Here is a 16,939-nt window from a genome sequence, read left to right on the forward strand (position 1 = left end):
GCGCTTCCCCAGTGGCCATGACGGCCAGTTCAAGCTCAGGGTCAGGAAAAGGCAGCCCTCGGCTGGTCCAGCCCACATGGGCCACCTGTAGCCGATAGCGCTCGCCGGGCAGGGGTGCTGGTGGAGTCCACGTCGCGATGATCAGCGGCTCGTATGGATCATTGTCCAGGTCCAGGCGAATGAGAGGGGTAGACGCGCCTTCCAGCGATAGGAGGAGTCCCGCAGCCTCACAGATCGCCTGGATCCTTTGGAAGAGCTGCTCCAGGGCATGACCTCGTTTCATTCTGTTCGCTCCTTGCTATCTGGCCGCTCCAGGGCAGCCTGGACACCGGGGCCGAGCGTGAACTCGTAGAAGCATGCCCACCTCAACAGCGCTGACCCTGGATTCGGATCACGTGGCAGGAAGAAATGCTTGACCGGATCTTGCCTGAAGCGTGCCTGCGGAAAGGCGCGCCGCAGCGCCACGATCAGCGCAGTGTTGTAGGGGAAAAGCACCATGAAGCCCTCGCCGGAAGGATGAAAGGCCAGATGATGCATGCCTCTTGCTGCTGATGGGCGTGGCAATGAAGCCGGGTCAATGCCGGCCTCCTGGAGTTGCCGGGCGTACTTCTGCGCCAACCTCCAGGCGCGCTCAAAGGCGGCATCCGGCCAGGCATCGAGTGGCAGGCGCGCCAGCCAGTGCCCCAGGCGAACATCCACGCCGCTGAAACCAGCCCCGTCTCTCCGACAGGCCCCATCGCAGACAGAAGCCAGATAATCAATAGCCGCTTTGAGGGATACGTGACGCGCTCGTTCTTCTAGCGTGAGGGGCATCGTTGCGTCTTCTTCCATTGTCGATCTCCTTGTTGCTTTCGTTGAGAGCAGCAGCTCTCGCCGGTCCGTGGGATATGCGGCACCCAACCAGCGCCTGCCCACTCTCCTCGCTCGGACGTGGATGGCGGGGATGGCGCTTGTGCAGGCCTCTTGTTGAGGCAGGCCCACTGCGTTGGCGCTGCTGGGAGGCAGCAGACGGGCAGAGGGGACAGATCGAGGGCCTGCTGCTTGTCTGACATCCTCCAGGCACTACCGGCGACGGCGCCGGTGGGACGCCTTTACGGGAAGGGGAAGGGGAGCCAGGGGCAGATCTTCAAACGGCAGGGGAAGCAGCAGCACGTCCCCGACCGGCAGGGGCGTCTGGGTCCACTCTTCGGAAGGAGTGAGAGGTGTCTGAACTGGCGTGAGCGCGGGGAGCATGGCATCCCCAGGCGTCTCTCGAGGCGCGGCGTCCTGGCGGTGCTGTTCCTGAGCTGCGTCGTCCAGGCTGGTCACACCGGTCAGTTGGGACGGCTGCACGTCCTGGGCTTCCAGCAGGGCGAACATTTCACGAGCCAGGGTCAGCAGCAGACCTTCCTGCTCTTCCTCTTCTCCCTCGCTGCCCAGGGCCACCAGCCCCCCATCGGTGGCGCCGAACTCCATTCCTTCTACGAGCAGTGCCTGCCTGGCTTTGCGGGCCAGATGGTGCAGCAGACGCTCGCTCATGGTCTGCTCGTAGGCCAGAAAGGTGACCTCGACATCACCCATCTGCCCTGGCCGCCAGGATCGGCGCGCCGATTGGCGCAGGTCGGCGACAGAGGCAGGAAAGCTGAAGTAGATGATCCGCCGGAAGGCAAGCAGGTCCAGGCCGACCTTCACCAGACGCGGGTTCGTGAGCAGGACATCGACCCCTTCGGCCACCAGACGACGAAGCCAGGCTTCGCGATCGACGGGTGCCACCGTGTCAGCCCGCAGCAGCGCAACCCGCAGCGGCTGGCCATTCGGGCGACGCAGCTCCTGTTCGAGCAGACGTTTGAGCCGGGGGAGGAGATCATAGCGACCCGTCTCCCCACAATAAATGAGGACTGGTGCCTCCTGCCTGGCCCGCTGCACCAGGCTGAGCAGTCGCTGCTCCAGGGGATAGCACAGCTCTTCCGGCAGGGCCTGTGCACTCCCCAATACCGTTCCATGTCTGGTTGAGCAACTCCACGGCCTCCAAGGGAACAGCGGATACAGTAACAGTGCCTGGAACCACGGGGCCAACGCGGAGCGGTCTCCGCTGGCCAGCAGACGCCGAAGGGCCTGTGTAATCTGACGCTCAAAGCTGTGATACGCTGGCCCTAATGGAGTCCCCAGGGGAACTAACTGGACCTGTTCCCGGTAGAGGACGAGATCAGATACGACTTCATGGAGATCTGTGAAGCTGCTCACCCGGGTAAGGATCGCGATCCCTTCGGGGCTGAAGCCAGGAATTTCCTTGATCACTGGCATGCCCAACCGCTGCACCCTCCGCGAGCGAGCCCCATCGGCTTCGACCTCCTCCCGGCGGCTTTTGCGAATGCGCTGGAGACAGCCGTAGCGCTTGATCCAGCGCTGCTCATCCTCCCAGTTGAACTTTCGTCGCACCTCCGGCAACAGCAGGTAGCAGGGGCGGAAGAGACTACTGGCGAAGCCGTTGGAGAGCGTCCCTGTCAGCAGAAGGCTGGCACGGCACGCCTCCATCAGGCTCTGGCGAGCTTGCCCCAGAGCCGTGCCATCCCTTCCTTCGTGGGCTTCGTCCGCGATTAGCAGCCCGAAACCCCGGTAGCGCCGACGGAGATAGTCAGCCAGCGGATAACGCTTCTGCTGCCCACTCGCTTTTGCCTGCCAGGCACCCTCGCCACAGAAGCAACAGCGGTATTTGATCCGACATTCCGGTCTCCCGGCTAACTGCTCTTCACTGGCCAGACGCTCGTGTGGCAAACTCGCCAGCTCTTCCACGAGTGTCGGACGACCAGGCTGATGGAGACGGGCTGTGAGGAGCCTCTGATGCTCCCTGAGCAGCTGCTGATAGATGGGGTCCTGTCTGGCTAGTTGCTCGCAGAGGGCCTCCCTCCTGGCCCGACAGGTTAGCTCTCGCTCGCGGAGCAGTGCGTCGAGCTGACAGGCCAGCCTCCGGCATGTGGAGCAAGCAAGCAGATATCGGTTGAGTACTGTTTGCCAGTTCCGGCAGCTTCCCTCCTCCGTCTGCGCTCCCCTTTGGCATTGCTGTAGCTGGGGCGGCTCCCCAGGTTGACCGGTGATCCTTTCGTGCTCTCGTAGATGCTCCCGGATGGCACCCAGGAGCGTGGTCAGTCCTGGATCGCTCTCATCAGGTGCAAGGTCCCCAAGGCGATACCGTTGTTCTTCTTCGCAAAGCCGCCTGTATTCAGGTTGCTCCCACAAATACTCCTGCAGGCGGCTCGAGGACACCTCCAGAGCCTCTCCAGCAGCTCGCCCAGCCTCCTCGTACCTCTCCTGGAGCTGATGCCAGGCCAGCAGTGCTGGCACAGTGTGCCTGGTCTGCGCCTGCCTGGCACGCGCGGCGCGGCTGGACTGGGCGAGCAGCGGACGGAAGCAGGAAGGACAAGCAGGGAGTCTGATGGGGCGGCCCTCAGCATCACGCACCAGGGTCACTTGCTCTCCCTGGGCATTCCCCGTCCGTAAAGGAAGTGCATGCCAGGCTGGCTGCCAGGGAAAGCCCAGCTTGGCGTCACTGGTGGTGACAATCAGCACATGAATCGGTTTCGGCGGAAGGGGGCTTCCCTGCTGCCGGGCCTTTTTCACCTGCTGGCGCCAGGCCGCCAGATCGCGGCGGATACAGGCCACTGCTCGATCGAGGCACTCGATACGCCCCAACCTGGTTCCCGTGAACAAGGAGGACGTATCGAATCGGCGGTAGTCCTCCAGAGCAGTCCTGGCTGCTTCTGCTTCCACCTCTGTCCCTCGATGCTGGGCCTGACTGGGGGCAGGCTCCACCGGATGGACGATGAGGACCTTGGTCCGGGGCCAGGGAGGCAGGGTCTCCTCCAGCTCGCGCTTCCACTTTCTCGCCAGGATGGGGGGGCAGCACACCAGAGCGGGGAACATGTGGAGGGCCTGATGGCGAGGGACGGACGTCCAGGCACCACAGGCATAGGGATCAGCCACAAAGGCGGTGGCGATGGCCATGAAGGTCTTGCCGCTGCCCATTTCCGCGGAGAGCAGTTGCCGCGAATACGGTGAGCGCGTGAAAGCCACCACATGTGCCAGGATCGTTTCCCGTTGCTTGCCCAGGGGAACTCGCTGGAGCTGGGAGAACGCTGCCTCAGCCCAGGGCACCTCTGTCTCTGAGGCGAAGAGCGGCGGGTAGCGCTTCTGAAGGGCCTGGAGCACCACGGCGCCATACTGGTCCAGGAAGGTCGTCAGCGAGACATGCCGATGGGGAACCTGCTTCAGGTCCACGCCTGGGGGCATTGGGGCTTCGCGTCCTGGAGGGTGGATCAGCAGCAGCTCCCCTGTGTCCAGGTCCAACGCCTGAAGAGTTCCCATGAAGACGTCGCTCACCTTCTCGATGATCTCTTCTGGCGTCTCTTCGACCGAAGTCACCTGATCCTTCCAGGTCTGTCCTTTGAGGAGGAGCCGCTGGCTGCTCGCTCGGATGAGCGCGCGATCTGCCAGACCAGCCGCCGCGAGCATCGCCAGGTGGACCGGTTTGAAGGCATGCAGCGGGGACCAGTCACTGGTCGTTCCCGTATCTCCCGTTGCAGCAGGCTGGGGGATATGGGCCTGCCACCAGTCCCGGTTCGCCCAGACCCCCGTCAGAGGCCGGGCGGTCTGCACTTCCCAACAGAGCTGCCTGGCCAGCCGGTCTGGTTCAAAACGTCCGAGGTAAAAGCAGGGATGCTCGCCTAGCGGGCAGCGAGGGATAGGCCAGCGTGGCCCCTCCTGGGCCGGGGCAGAGGCGTCGGGCAGCACAGGCATATCCTTTCCCGCCCTGGCCCAGTTGCTCAGTTGCTTGAGCTCGCCAGCCAGCGCTCCTGCCGGGAGGGGAGCTCGGCGACGGCGAGCGAGCAGCACGACCTGCTTGAATTGTTCATATTCGGGATCGGGAAAGCGGAAGCAGGTGAGCTGGTCATACTGTGCCGCCAGGTATCCAGCTACCTCCCGCTCTTGCAGGACCCATTGCGGAATGATGAAGATGAGAACGCCCTCCGTGCACAGGAGCCTGGTGGCACGTTGGAGAAAGGCGCTCTCTAGCCGCTTGCCAGTCATCTGATCCCAGTCATACGGTGGATTGAGGTACGCTAGCTGCCATCCTGCCCATGACAGGGTGGTCTGAAAAAAGTTGCCGTGTAAAACCCGATCCAGACGACTCCGTGCCTGACGGGCCAGCGAAGTCTGGATCTCGATACCCCAGGTTGAAAGAGAGCAGGACGCCTCTTCCCCGTAATCTTGCTGGAAGCGCGCCTTCAACCGCTGTGCCAGGAGCGCTAGCGCCCGGCCATCGCCAGCGCAGGGGTCGAGTAGCCGGGCATGGGCAAAGAAACCAGAAGGGAAGGTCAGCAGCGCCGCAAGGCGTTCCACGACGTGCGAGGGAGTGGGGAAAAATTCAAGCTTGACTTGAGCAGAAAGACGTGCCATACTTTTTCCACCTCCTGGAGGTGAACACGCACGAGCAAGCGTGTCCACCTCCTTTCTGACTAGATGTCGGTTAATCGATCCAGCACGCCAGCCTGCAAGCCCGCCTGGATGTCTGCAAGTACATCAGCGGCTTCGGGCTGGCAGAGCCAGGCGGAGGCAAAAATCGGTTGCGGTGGCGGTTCAGTCGACTGAACCGCGCAGGGGGCCTCGGCTTCCCCACTTGCCTGGGGGAAAAACCAGCGAACGGTGAGGGGAGTTACCCACTTCCGCCGCTGGGCGACTTGCCAGAGCCAGGCAGCCCAGCGCTCATGCAGGGGCCACGGCACCCGCCGATCCAGCCGCTGGAGATATGCTTCCTCTGTCTGCTGATCCGGAACCAGCAACAGAAACGGGCGACAGGAGACCGCTGGCAACGTGGCTCCGTTTGAAGTGCCTGATGTGGAAGCAGGCTGTTGAACACTCCTCGGGTCTGGCAGCGTGAGCTCTGGGCACTCGATAAGGGCATGCAGGCCCAGGTCCCCCAGGCTGACCTGACTGTAGGTCCAGTGCCAGGGCCCCTGGTCCTTGAGCGGAGCGACCTGATGGGCCAGCACCACTGATCCCATCCCCTCGATCGTCACCGGGCGTGGAGGCGTATTCACTAAAGCCGCGAACAAGCCTCGTAGCACGGGGCTGTCCCCAGGAGCCCCCACCAGAGACAGCAAGAAGAGGGGATGGACCTCCCGACCCTGCTGCTCATCCCAGAGGGGTTCTCCGGCAATATAGCCATGCACAAAGGCCGCATACTCTAGCTCCCCCGCTGCAGAGTACCGTTTCCCAGAAGGCGCTACTCCGATCCTGGGGAGAGCAGTGTGCTCCACGATCCCTGGAGGCACCTGATACCGACGATGGCGCTGACGATGCTGCTGCTTAGACATAGCATCACTCCTTCTTGCATCTATTGATGGCGCTGATGATGTGCCTGGAAACAGATGGCTTGCGAGGAAAGCACCGAGAGGGAAAAGGTCAGGAGAACAGGTCAACAGAGCTCAGTGATTCGCGTCCGAGCGTTGGACCCGCGGCAGCCAGAGAGAGCCTTGCAGGCGGTGGTACGTTCGCCCCCGTTGGTAGACCTCATGCCACATCAGCTCTGCATCCAGATAGGGATAGAAGAGCGGCCCGGGAAAGAACTGCAACGGCCCTTTGGCCAGGCAGTAATCGTCCTCCTCAGAGAAGGGAAAGAGGCCCCTATACCAATACGTAATCCCGTGCTGCTGCAGCAGCTGCGTGATCCCCTTCCGGAGCGAGTCAGAGAGGGAAGTATCTCCGTAGCAGCGATCAATGTAGATGAGCCACCGGTGGCGGCAGAACAGCAGTCGCAGGATACACCGCGCCTGCATGCGCTGTAGGGTCCAGCGGTCCTGAATAGCTTCCAGAGAGGATGGAATGTAGGCGACAAGCATTCCGCTGTCAAGCAAATTGGCCGGAAGCTGCCGGCGCTGCACCGCGTCTCCATCCAGTGCCTGACACGTCCGATAGCTTTTGCCACTTCCCATGCTGAGGATATCCCACGCGTGGGCACTGACAATGAAGACTGGCGGCTCCTCCTTGCTTCCGCGATTCTGGTACCAGCGAAGGAAGCGTTGCCTCCCCTCTTCAGTCATTGCCGCCTGCTCAAGAAAAGCCTGCAAGATTCTAGCCAGGCGTGGACTCCGGGACCAGGCAGGTCGGGAGACAAAACGGCTGCCCAGCTCTTTGAAGTCAACTACATGAGTCCCGAGTAAACAACCGCCGTAGAATTCCTCCTCCCCAATCTCCCGTAGGAGATCGATCAGTGGGGTGTCAGCAGAGGAACAAGAAGAGACCAGCTCATCCAGCATGGTGTACCACCAGTGAGGAATCGAGCGCCTACAAGGGTAAACCCCACAGAGACGACGAAGGATTGCATGCCTGCGTCGATAACCAGGGAAGGGAACGGTCCTGGCCAGGCTGAACTTTTCGTAGCGTGCGCGCGCCTGCTCCAGCTCATCAGCAGACATATGAGCGAGCGTATGAGCAAAGGTTTCACGTGTAGCGTCCGTTGTCATCACCAGAGCTCCTTTCTTTTCGCATGAGATAGGGTGGTCGAAGGAGAATGGGAGAGAGCACAACTGGCATTGTCTGGCAGAGGATAGGTCAGAAGCTTGCCAGTACATGGGACAAAACAAGTAGAAGATGAAGATGGAAAGGTAGCGCACACGGTGTGATGTGCGCTGCAACGAGGGGAAGGAACGGCGCTGCTACTGGCTTGCTATTCAGCTGGCGGGAATGAGCGGTAGCGCTGCTTCAGCGCTTTCGCTGCGGCCTGGAAGTTTCCGCCGTGATAGAGCAGGGCATAGGCAGCAAACCGGCTATAGCTGCCCGGGGGAAGAGGGGCCGAGGTGGAGAAGACGTGGAGTTTGCCGTCCCCACCATGATTGGTGGTTGCAGAATAGTGCGGTCCGCGCTTCCCCGGGTGGCGCCAGTAGCCCTCCCCACTGACTGTCCGCACCAACTCCCAGCCTTTGGGCAGCAAGATGCTCTCCCAGGTGACCTGTGGGTCGCGATTAAAGAGATCTCCGGGCCGGTTTTCTGCAAGCTGAAGAGGCCCTCGGGGGCCAGCGGTCGGCAGGATAGACGGTTGGGTGCAGTTCGGTGCACCCCGCTTATCCAGGACGCGCAAGGAATGAAAGATCTCCTCCAATTGGACAGGATCGATCGTCCGAATGGAATCCACCCCTCCGCGCAGCAGGATATAGGGCCTGCCCGTGGGGTGCACGCTCCCTGCCGAGGGTGCGACAATGATGATGGCTCCCTCCTCGCGTGTCTCCACAAGGACGTCTCCCTGATGGGAGCGGGCCAGCACCTGGCTTCGCCCAATGGGCGAGCGAGGCAGACAGCGCAAGAGGAGGTGCCTGCCCCCTTTCGGGGTGCGCTCCTCGTAGCCACAGGCTATTTCCTCATAAAGGATGTGGAGTCGCTGATCCTGCCGAAGACGTGCCATCCAGGCGAGAAAGGCCGCCTCATCATCAAAGTCGATAGCAATGAGGTGGCCACTGACCTGCCCGGTGACCAGTGCCAGACCCCACAGACCAGGGCGTCGGAACCATGCATCGACCTCTCTCGGCGTCGGCAACCGCTCCTGGAAGGGTTTCCAGGCGATAGCAGGTCGTTTACTCCCATCACCGCGAATAGGAACGAGGCTGATTCCCACTGCCAGCGCCGCATGGGCTGTTTGCAGGATTCTGTCGTTGTCGGTGTTCATCGTGCCAAGCAGAAGAGGACCCGGCAAGCGCCGAGCTCAGTAACAGGCAATCATTGTCCGCCTGGTTACCCGGCTCTTTGTCCGCGCCCCTGGCTGATATGTTTCCCTCCGGGCGAGTACACGAACCAGGGTCCCAGGACCCATCGGAGAGCGTTTTCCCGCTCTCCTGATCCGCTTCGCTCGCAGGGAGATGAGATGCCTGTTCCACTAGACGCACTCCAGCAACGCACTTTCAGGAACGGACCACGATACATGATCTCAAGAGACGCGCTACGTCAGACCTGCAGCAGGCTCAACGCAGGCATTCGATTCGTTGCTGCGGAGCAGGTGATCTGACTGATCGCTGGTGCCTGCCATCGATGGGGCACCGAGACTGGAACGCGACAGGGCAACCGGGGCAAGGACGCGCAGGAGGTGCACTGACCTCAGCCACTCAGCCGTTGCCTGTGCTTTCCCTTGGCGGGGTCTCACAGTTCACTGCACTCTACTCTACCTGCTGCCCCAGGGACGCGCCTGGAACCTGAAGGGAACGGCAACGGAACGGGAGAGGAACCCGCCGCCGCCTCAGATCGATCCCGGGCGAGATCCCACTCCCCAGGGGGCCACCGTCCACGGCGAGTGCGCTTCTGTAGCGATCTTCTGATCAGAGCGTCTGGTTGCCCGGTCTTTGCTTCAGCCCTGTCCCAGCCTCACGGGGCAGCTGGGTTACCTGCGAGCCCGCCATCCGACCAGGCCAAAGGAAAGCCCCCAATAACCAGAAAAGAAAAGATCAAGAGAGACGGGAGCCCAACAAAGGGCTGCAACCAGTGCTCTGCTTGATCTTGTTTGAGGCATCCATTGTTCAAGAGGCTCTGAGCGGTACGAGGAGCGTAAGCGCTATGAAGCTCTTCTAGCCCTCTACCTCATCCGAGCGGGGAGCGTGCTCACTCAACCATCAAATGAGACAGGAGCCAGAGCCACAGGGCTCCACTCAACTGCGCACTTCAAAGCCGAGAGCAGTTGCCTATCCCCGACTGCTCTCGATCGGGGGGAGTGTCTGGATAAACCTCCTCACTCCCAGGAGGGTCAGGGCAGTAGATAGATGGCGGCTAGAGCCGCACACCCAAAGAGCGCTGCTCCAGCTATCAAGATGACGAGCAGTAGCAGACAGCGTGTACCCCACCGCTGGACAGCGGCCCGACGGACCGCCTGCTCGACGAGTAGTTCCTGTCGTCGAGCAGTCACGCTGAGTTGCTGGACTGCCTGGCCGTGGATCTGTTCCGCAAACCGATATTGCTGCTCCAGACCATGCTGAACTATCTCAGCGCCCCGGTAGGCCAGCCCCGCCCAGTGTTGTTGGGCCTGCTGAGCCTGCTGTTGGACCTGAGTCCACCATTGAACCTGGGCCGCTTGCTGTCGACGCTGCTCTTCAAGCGCCTGTCGTGCGATCGTTTGCCAGTGTCCTGCTTGCTCTTGATAATGGCTCTGTCGCTGCTGCCAGGAATGCTCTTGGAGAACCTGCAAGGCACTCCAGCGTGCCTGGATCTCCTGGGCAAGCTGCCATTGGAAAGTTGAGCTGATCGCCCCTCCCTGAGCAGCGAGATCCAACGATGGATATCTCAAAGCCATCTTGAGCGCCTCTTTCTCAGCCCACGTGTTGAGCTGAGACAGGAGGAGGGAAATCCCCGTGGACGAGAGCAAGCCGTCACGGGCAGCCTGCTCTAGCAGGCGTTCTTGATAGGCCAGGCGCTTCTGCCGATCCTGGAGATCCTCCTGGAGCTGCCTCTGTTGACCAGTCTGAGCAGCTGCCAGGGAATTCTTCAGGCTCTGGAGGAAGTGCCTGGTGATCTGCTTCGTCTGGGGGTCCAGGAGCGGGTACCGATCTTGCATGAGAGAACCTCCTTTCCTGTTCTTTCCCGGCTCCTGGCTCCCTTGTCAGCGATGAGCAACAGCCAGGCTGTCCTGAAGCAGCATGTCTCGAAGGCTTTACGGCCCTCCGGACTCCTGCACAGCACAGGATGGCGTAGATGTCGCTGCGCAAGAGAGCCGCAGAAACCGAAAGTCAACGAACAAGACGATATCAGTTGAGCTACGACCGACTACTCTGCTGGCAAAGCTGCTCCAGCTCCGCCCGTAGCTGCTGCACTAGCCTCAGCAGCGGCTCAGCAGGATACAAGGCGGAGAGCTGCTGGATGACCTGCATCTGACCACGGAGGAGCAATAACCCTGGATGATCCATCGGGGCAAGCTGCACCAGTCGCATATTCAGTTGACATACCTGAAAGCGGAGCCGTTGTCGCTGGTAGTGCTCATACTGCTCCACTTCTCTGAGTTCGCGTAGCCAGTGCTGAAGTTGGTACAAGGCCCAGGGCGTCAGCTGAATGTGGGACTCGTCCCCCTGAGCCACCCCGCAGAGCGTCAGGAGTCTGGCCAAAGCCTCTCCCTGAACTCTGCTAGATCCCTGCGCACGTTGCGCAATCTCTTCAACTTGCTTCAGGAAGTCCGCAAGCTCCTCCCTCGGGACCAGAGCCTTTTGCCCTGGCGCGCGGTGGATACTCCAGCGGTGCAGACCCACCACCAGCTGCTGCCCTTGCTGGTAGAGCCAGCTGAGGAAGCGTGGTGTCGCCATTCCGAGAATCAGCAGCACCACCAGGATTTCTCCTGCCCTCAAAACCCCACTCAGGAGCACTGTTGCTCCCGTCGCGGTGGCCAGCACCTCCAGGGAGAAGCCCGCTAGCAGCAAGAGTGAGAAACGCTTCCAGTCCATCTGCATGAGATACCTCCTTCTTGACTGTCGCCATGCGCGCCTGGCGATTCAGCCAGTCAGGCGATATACCAGGGCAGCGTGCTCCTGCCATGCCCCGGCATATCGCTCTGGAACGGCTTTCTCCGGTGGCATGACGGATGATCCCGCTGCACGCTGTACAGCATACTGGATCTGGATGGCTTGTCAGCATGTGGCCGCTATTGCTTCCACAGCGGCGAGTCTACCATGTGCAAGCCGACTTCGTGGGGAACGAGAGAGGAACAAACCTGGGCTGGTCAGAGGAGACGGCTGGTACCTGGGGGAAACGAGTGGCTTTACGCTTCCACACTGGTTAGCAGAGAGAGACACAGGTTCCCACCTCGTGCGTGAGACAGGAGGCGGCACCTGCTTGAGCAACACCGGGTCAGCAACACACTTGCTCTGGTTCCGTTAGCAGAGACCCAAGCCAAGCATTGCTTGTCACTAGCGGGTCCCGCCCAGCCGCTGGAAGAAGACAACCAGCGAAGGACGGCTGACCAGAAGCAAAGAGAGCCAGCCAGCTATTTTGTCAGCGTCAGACACTGAGCCTGTGACAAGGAAGCGTCTTAGGCGACCACAGGAGATACTCATTCTGTGGAGCAAAATAGATGAGTGCCACACTCTGACACGAGGGCGTACGCCGCTTGCCAACTCCTCTGAGATTTCTCTAGCCACTGCACCTTTGGGCCCCCCTTTTGTCCATAGTTCGCTGGCAAAGGGAACTACCGTAGCCCATCAGGAAAGAGGAGAGTCTTCTTCCATTCTCCGCGCGTTCCAGGAGCGTTCCACCTTCCTTCCCATTGGTCGCTCCCCCGGATACTGCTCGTGTTTCCCTGCAGTTCTGCTTGCACCTGGTATGCTCTCCGTGAGCTGCACAGGCTGCGCTGCTGCCCTCTGCCTTGCCCACTTCCCAGATATGGCGGAAGATCATCGCAATAGTGGCTCAGGAGCAGCCAGCAGCTAAAGGGGGAAGTATCATGGATGAACTGCTCAGAATCCTGCTCACGCTCAACACGAACTTCAATCCATTCATGCCTCTGCTTAATAGCCTGCTCTTTACGACCTCGCCTGCGTTGACCACGCAGAATGAGACTGTGATGCTCATATGGAGAACACTCCTGGCACTCTCCGATGGCATGCTGGGGCTTGTGATCATCGTTGGAACGATCCAGATTATGCAGAGCGATGCCACTGGGTCCATGCGCATGCCCATGGGCCAGTTCGTGGGCCGAACCCTGGTGAGCATCCTCTTAATGCATAGCTCAGCCTTCCTGGGAGAGCAGCTGATTCAGATCAACAACCTGCTTTGTGACCTGCTTCCGATCAGCACAGCTTCGTTTATCCAGACCCTCACCCGTGGGCGCGGGCTAGATTCAGGCACGTTCTTCGTTCTCTGGGCTGTTGTGACCATCATCTTCGGCATTGGCCTCTTCCGCTGGCTGTTCCAGGCGATCGCTCGCGTCGTCCGATTGGATGTACTCTTTGTGTTGAGTGGACCAGCCTTTCTTTGCCTGATCTACCCGGCCACTTCCGTGGTTTTCTCGGCCTGGCTGCGCCTCTACGTTGTCACACTCTTTGAGCAGTTCCTTCAGCTCCTTGCTTTTACCCTTGGCTTCCAACTGCTTCTCAGCTCGCGGCAGACAGGACTGCCCGGCTTCCTGCTGGCAGCAGCCATGATGAATTTTACCGCATCGGTTCCCAGGTTACTCGAGCGCTTCGGAGCCGGTGCCAGTGGTCGTGGAGCCTTGAGCACGCTGGTGAGCCTGGCTTCTCGAGCCGTCGTCTTGCTTGCCTAGAAGGCATAAGCATTGGACACACGATGCATATTCACGCGAAAGAATGGAGGAGTATTGAGATGAACACCTTGAACAACCTGAATACAGTCATAGCACAATTACAACAGAATGCTGCAAGAATTGGCATTACCATTGCAGGACTGCTGGTAGCGATCTACGCCGTCAAGATCATGCTCGATCAGGATACGTCTCCAGCCGCGCGGGCGGAGCGCTGGAGCCATCTCAAACGGGTCTTTCTGTGCGCTGCAATCATCGCGGCTGCCGGGGCCTTTGTGCAACTCGCCACCAGCCTTGGACAGATGCTCTGATTGAGCCACGCACAGCATAAATAGATAGAAAGGAGGAGGCCCGGGAACGGGACAGGGCACCACTGCCTGCCCGACGGCGGAGCAGCCTGTCCACCGGGCCTGACTGCGATGCTCAAGGACACATCAGGCACACACCGGGCGGTTCCCAGTCAGCTGCTCCAGTTCGAGGAGCGCATCTTTGGCATGACGCTCACCCAGCTGCTCTCGGATCTGGCTGCGGGGGTCTTGCTCCTGGCCTTGACTGGGGGCATGTCCTTCATTTCCCGCCTCTGGGTGGCAGGCATCTTCCTGTCAGGCGTCCTGCTGTTGGTCCACGGTCGGGTGGGAGGCGTTTCTCTGGTCTGCTGGTTGTATCTGCGAGGTCGCTTCTGGTGGCTCCCCAAACAGGCTCGCTTTCGTCCCCCGTCTGCCAGAGCAGTGCGCCGTGTCCGGCCCGGCGAGGAGCCGGTCGCCAGCCAACACTGGGTCCCCGCTGGGGAACTGCGAGGAAGCATAGCCTGCAGTAGTACGCGGGGATCAGATGGGCGTATCACGGCGCTGACGTGCTGGGCCATTCTCGAACTGCGGAGCAGCTCCACGCTGCGGCTACTCCCCCAGCACGAGCAAGAGCAGCTCTTGAGCCGCTGCCAGCGCTTCCTGGATGGACTCAGCTTTCCGGTGAAGTTCCTGTGGATTGTAGAGCCACTTGACCCCGCTCGTGATCCCGCGCTGGAGGCTCAACAGCAGGCCCTGGATCAGCTGGATGCCTGGTCGCAGCTGCAGCACCTCCAGCGAGAGAGCTTGCAGGAACAGCGCCACCAGCACGCGCATTGTAGCAACATTCGTCACTTGGCCGTGGTCTCTGTGTCCAGCCATGAGGTGGCCAGGAGTCAGCAAGAAGACCAGGACAGCTCCCTGCTGCAGCGCGTGCTTGCTTTGCTGACACCTCGCCGGCCAAGGCCAGTGGCCGAGGTCGAAGTTGAACGCGCGCTGCGCATCCGGCTCGCGATAGTCAAAGCCGGGTTGGAGGCGCTCGACCTGCAGGTCAGGCTGCTGGACGCCACGGCCTTTCTGAGCGCCTTCGCCTCTTGCCTGGCACCGGGCACCTCTGTTCCCTCCTTTGAGGTGGTGCTGGGACCCCGCCGGCAGGAGCCTCGTGCGCATACAGGTCGCTGGATGAAACGTCTGCGCGGCCTGCATGGTCAGCTGCTGACCTATGCCAGCCCGAGGCCCCAGGCAGTACTGGACCCGGGTCTGCCTCTGGCGGAGGTACTAGCCCCCTCCTCCGTGGAGGTCTCGGCGCACGCGCTCTCGGTTAGCGTGGGAGCCCATGGGCAACAGCGCCGGTATCTACGGACGTATGAAGTGAAGGGCTTGCCTGCGGAACTCTCCTACGGCTGGCTCGAAGAGCTGACCAGTCTTGGGGGCATGCCTCTGATCGTGACGCTGCACTGTCAGCCGTTGCCTAGTCGGATCATGCTCCGCCGCCTGGAGATGCAGCGGACGCGACTCGAAAGCCAGCGGCTGGCAGACCGCAAGGCGCTCCGACTGACCCGAGCGGATGTGGAGCTGGAAGCGGCCCAGTTGCGCGCGCTCATCGAGGCCCTGGCGAGCAAAACCCTGACCCTCCACTCAATCCAACTCCTGCTGGCGGTTCACGCTTCGACGCTCGAGCGGTTGGAAGAGCGCGCCCGGTATCTGCTGGCCCATCTGCGCGACCAGCAAGTGCGGGTGCGTGCACTGGCGTATCGCCATGACCTGGGATGGCGCGCCTGCCTTCCGGCGCCTATGACGCAGACGTTGCCCGCGGCCATCTCGCAGGAGGCGACCACGCTTCCCTCGGACGTGGTTGCCACCTGTCTGAGCTGGTCGAACGGGCGAGTGGGCACGCCCAGCGGGGCCTATCTGGGGACCTCTCGCCAGGGACCGCAGGGAGCAGCTGTTGCTCTGCCAGTCTACCTCAATCCGTGGGATGACACCAAGCGGCTGCCCAACCCACACATCGTGATCTGCGGTGAATCCGGGATGGGCAAGTCGTGGCTGGCGAAGACCTTGATACTGGGTCTGCTGTGCACGCGCACCGCCGATGTCGTGGTTCTCGATCGCGACGGAGACTATGACGCCATCCATGCAGCGCTCGGGGGGGCAAGCCAGCGGATCAATCTGGCCGGACACTGTCCGATCAATCCGCTGGAACTGCCCTATGGTCCCGGGGATGTGGATCTGGCTGATCCCGTCGACCTGGTAGCAGAGCACATCGAGCAGCACTTACTGTCCGGGCTGGCCTTACTCTATGGAGAAGCGCTTTCCAGGGCCCAGGAAGCTGCGCTCACGCACGCGGCGCGTCTGGCCTACGCAGCGCGGGGGTTGCACATGGATGCCATTCGCACGGACCCCCAGGTCCTCCTGGCCGAACCACCCACGTTTGCCGACTTTCTGACAATGCTGCGCACCGTGCCGACAGCGTCTGAAGTGCAGCGAGAGATGCTGGTCGAGCGCTTCGAACAGGTTGCCTACTTGTTTCCTGGGCATACCAGATTGACACTCGCCCCTTTGACCATCTTCGCGATTGGTAAACTCGATGAGCGCTGGTACCCCTTCATGAACTACGTGATTCACAACTTTGTGCAGCGCTATCGCGCAGTGCAAGGAGGAGAGCACTATCTGGCCTACGTCGTAGAGGAGGCTTCGTACTTGCTCAAGCACCCGGCAGGCCGTCGCTATCTGGAAGCGGGAGCTCGTGGCTTCCGCAAGCTCGGCATTGCCCAGATCACAATCAGCCAGCATCCTGCCGACTTTCTGGAGGCCGGACAGGTCGTGCTGGCCAATAGCGGTACGTGGTTTCTGCTCGGCATGCAACGGCAGGCAGCGCAGCGGTTGCAGCTGCCGGATGAATTAGAGCGAGTGCTGGAAGAGGCTCGTCCAGGCCGGGTGGTCTTCCGCTGCGGCAGGGAACTGGCCCCGCTCGATGTGGTCACGTACCGCCATAGCCCACTGTTGCAGGCTTTGCTGACCACTGATCCTCGTGATCGCCAACGCCTGGCACGTGTAGGGCGGGCACAGCCCAGAGGCTCTCTGTAGGGCCAGGAGCCAGGTCCCGAATCAGTTGCCTTTCCCTACAGCCAGGCAGATGGACAACCTGAGAGAAAGGAGGCATTGCCTCGATGCTTCATCTTCGAACGCGCGCCCAGGAAGACGACAGCCGTCGCCGATGCACTCGTTACTTGCTGCAGTATGCGATCGTTCTGCTCCTCTCTGCATCCCTGGGCGTGAGCAGGAGTGGGATCGAGGATCGGGAGAGGACCAGCACCGCTTTTCACGAACGAGCCACTGCGTCAGCGGAGTCTCCAGCATCTCTGGCTCCGACACGCTGGCAGCGGGCAATTTGACTGACGAG

The 16,939-nt window shown here is 61.1% G+C and carries 12 protein-coding genes; 4 read left to right on the plus strand and 8 right to left on the minus strand.

Features of this window, described 5'->3' with window-relative positions:
* From ACFMO7_RS19360 to ACFMO7_RS19395, 8 genes are all read right to left on the minus strand, one after another.
* Positions 1-283 (minus strand): hypothetical protein (locus tag ACFMO7_RS19360; protein WP_376797127.1); only part of this gene is annotated, 283 nt, incomplete at its 3' end.
* Positions 280-831: a hypothetical protein gene (locus tag ACFMO7_RS19365; protein ID WP_287270193.1), complete on the minus strand. Its 552-nt coding sequence runs from the start codon at positions 829-831 to the stop codon at positions 280-282. The genes ACFMO7_RS19360 and ACFMO7_RS19365, both read right to left, overlap by 4 nt.
* A gap of 231 nt (positions 832-1,062) precedes the next feature.
* Entirely contained in the window at positions 1,063-5,433 is a 4,371-nt protein-coding gene (locus tag ACFMO7_RS19370; RefSeq protein ID WP_376797128.1) for a DUF6094 domain-containing protein, read from the minus strand.
* Between the two features lie 59 nt (positions 5,434-5,492).
* Entirely contained in the window at positions 5,493-6,350 is an 858-nt protein-coding gene (locus tag ACFMO7_RS19375) for a hypothetical protein (RefSeq protein WP_376797129.1), read from the minus strand.
* A gap of 111 nt (positions 6,351-6,461) precedes the next feature.
* Positions 6,462-7,499, minus strand: a complete 1,038-nt coding sequence (locus ACFMO7_RS19380) for a hypothetical protein (RefSeq protein ID WP_376797130.1) — start codon at positions 7,497-7,499, stop codon at positions 6,462-6,464.
* 203 nt (positions 7,500-7,702) lie between these two features.
* A complete protein-coding gene (locus tag ACFMO7_RS19385) occupies positions 7,703-8,695 on the minus strand; it encodes a bifunctional DNA primase/polymerase (RefSeq protein WP_376797144.1) in 993 nt (330 codons plus the stop codon).
* Between the two features lie 1,065 nt (positions 8,696-9,760).
* Positions 9,761-10,564: a hypothetical protein gene (locus ACFMO7_RS19390; protein ID WP_376797131.1), complete on the minus strand. Its 804-nt coding sequence runs from the start codon at positions 10,562-10,564 to the stop codon at positions 9,761-9,763.
* A gap of 199 nt (positions 10,565-10,763) precedes the next feature.
* Complete coding sequence (locus ACFMO7_RS19395) at positions 10,764-11,447, minus strand: hypothetical protein (RefSeq protein WP_376797132.1); 684 nt, start codon at positions 11,445-11,447, stop codon at positions 10,764-10,766.
* Between the two features lie 989 nt (positions 11,448-12,436).
* Here ACFMO7_RS19395 and ACFMO7_RS19400 point away from each other — a divergent pair.
* The 4 genes from ACFMO7_RS19400 to ACFMO7_RS19415 all read left to right on the plus strand — a co-directional run bounded on the left by ACFMO7_RS19400 (position 12,437) and on the right by ACFMO7_RS19415 (position 16,931).
* On the plus strand, positions 12,437-13,255 hold the full coding sequence (locus ACFMO7_RS19400; protein WP_376797133.1) for a conjugal transfer protein TrbL family protein: 819 nt from the start codon (positions 12,437-12,439) through the stop codon (positions 13,253-13,255).
* Positions 13,256-13,314: 59 nt separating this feature from the next.
* Complete coding sequence (locus ACFMO7_RS19405) at positions 13,315-13,563, plus strand: hypothetical protein (RefSeq protein ID WP_376797134.1); 249 nt, start codon at positions 13,315-13,317, stop codon at positions 13,561-13,563.
* 183 nt (positions 13,564-13,746) lie between these two features.
* The gene (locus ACFMO7_RS19410) at positions 13,747-16,623 is read left to right on the plus strand and encodes a VirB4 family type IV secretion system protein (RefSeq protein ID WP_376797135.1); all 2,877 of its coding nucleotides are present in this window, start codon (positions 13,747-13,749) and stop codon (positions 16,621-16,623) included.
* Positions 16,624-16,706: 83 nt separating this feature from the next.
* The gene (locus ACFMO7_RS19415; protein ID WP_376797136.1) at positions 16,707-16,931 is read left to right on the plus strand and encodes a hypothetical protein; all 225 of its coding nucleotides are present in this window, start codon (positions 16,707-16,709) and stop codon (positions 16,929-16,931) included.
* Positions 16,932-16,939: the final 8 nt, after the last annotated feature.

Source organism: Thermogemmatispora sp., assembly GCF_042408735.1.
GTDB lineage: Bacteria > Chloroflexota > Ktedonobacteria > Ktedonobacterales > Ktedonobacteraceae > Thermogemmatispora.

Bases quoted from the DNA above. Each gene is read 5' to 3' on its own strand.
- ACFMO7_RS19365 (WP_287270193.1), bottom strand. From the start codon at position 831: ATGGAAGAAGACGCAACGATGCCCCTCACGCTAGAAGAACGAGCGCGT.
- ACFMO7_RS19370 (WP_376797128.1), bottom strand. From the start codon at position 5,433: ATGGCACGTCTTTCTGCTCAAGTCAAGCTTGAATTTTTCCCCACTCCC.
- ACFMO7_RS19375 (WP_376797129.1), bottom strand. From the start codon at position 6,350: ATGTCTAAGCAGCAGCATCGTCAGCGCCATCGTCGGTATCAGGTGCCT.
- ACFMO7_RS19380 (WP_376797130.1), bottom strand. From the start codon at position 7,499: ATGACAACGGACGCTACACGTGAAACCTTTGCTCATACGCTCGCTCAT.
- ACFMO7_RS19385 (WP_376797144.1), bottom strand. From the start codon at position 8,695: ATGAACACCGACAACGACAGAATCCTGCAAACAGCCCATGCGGCGCTG.
- ACFMO7_RS19390 (WP_376797131.1), bottom strand. From the start codon at position 10,564: ATGCAAGATCGGTACCCGCTCCTGGACCCCCAGACGAAGCAGATCACC.
- ACFMO7_RS19395 (WP_376797132.1), bottom strand. From the start codon at position 11,447: ATGCAGATGGACTGGAAGCGTTTCTCACTCTTGCTGCTAGCGGGCTTC.
- ACFMO7_RS19400 (WP_376797133.1), top strand. From the start codon at position 12,437: ATGGATGAACTGCTCAGAATCCTGCTCACGCTCAACACGAACTTCAAT.
- ACFMO7_RS19405 (WP_376797134.1), top strand. From the start codon at position 13,315: ATGAACACCTTGAACAACCTGAATACAGTCATAGCACAATTACAACAG.
- ACFMO7_RS19410 (WP_376797135.1), top strand. From the start codon at position 13,747: ATGACGCTCACCCAGCTGCTCTCGGATCTGGCTGCGGGGGTCTTGCTC.
- ACFMO7_RS19415 (WP_376797136.1), top strand. From the start codon at position 16,707: ATGCTTCATCTTCGAACGCGCGCCCAGGAAGACGACAGCCGTCGCCGA.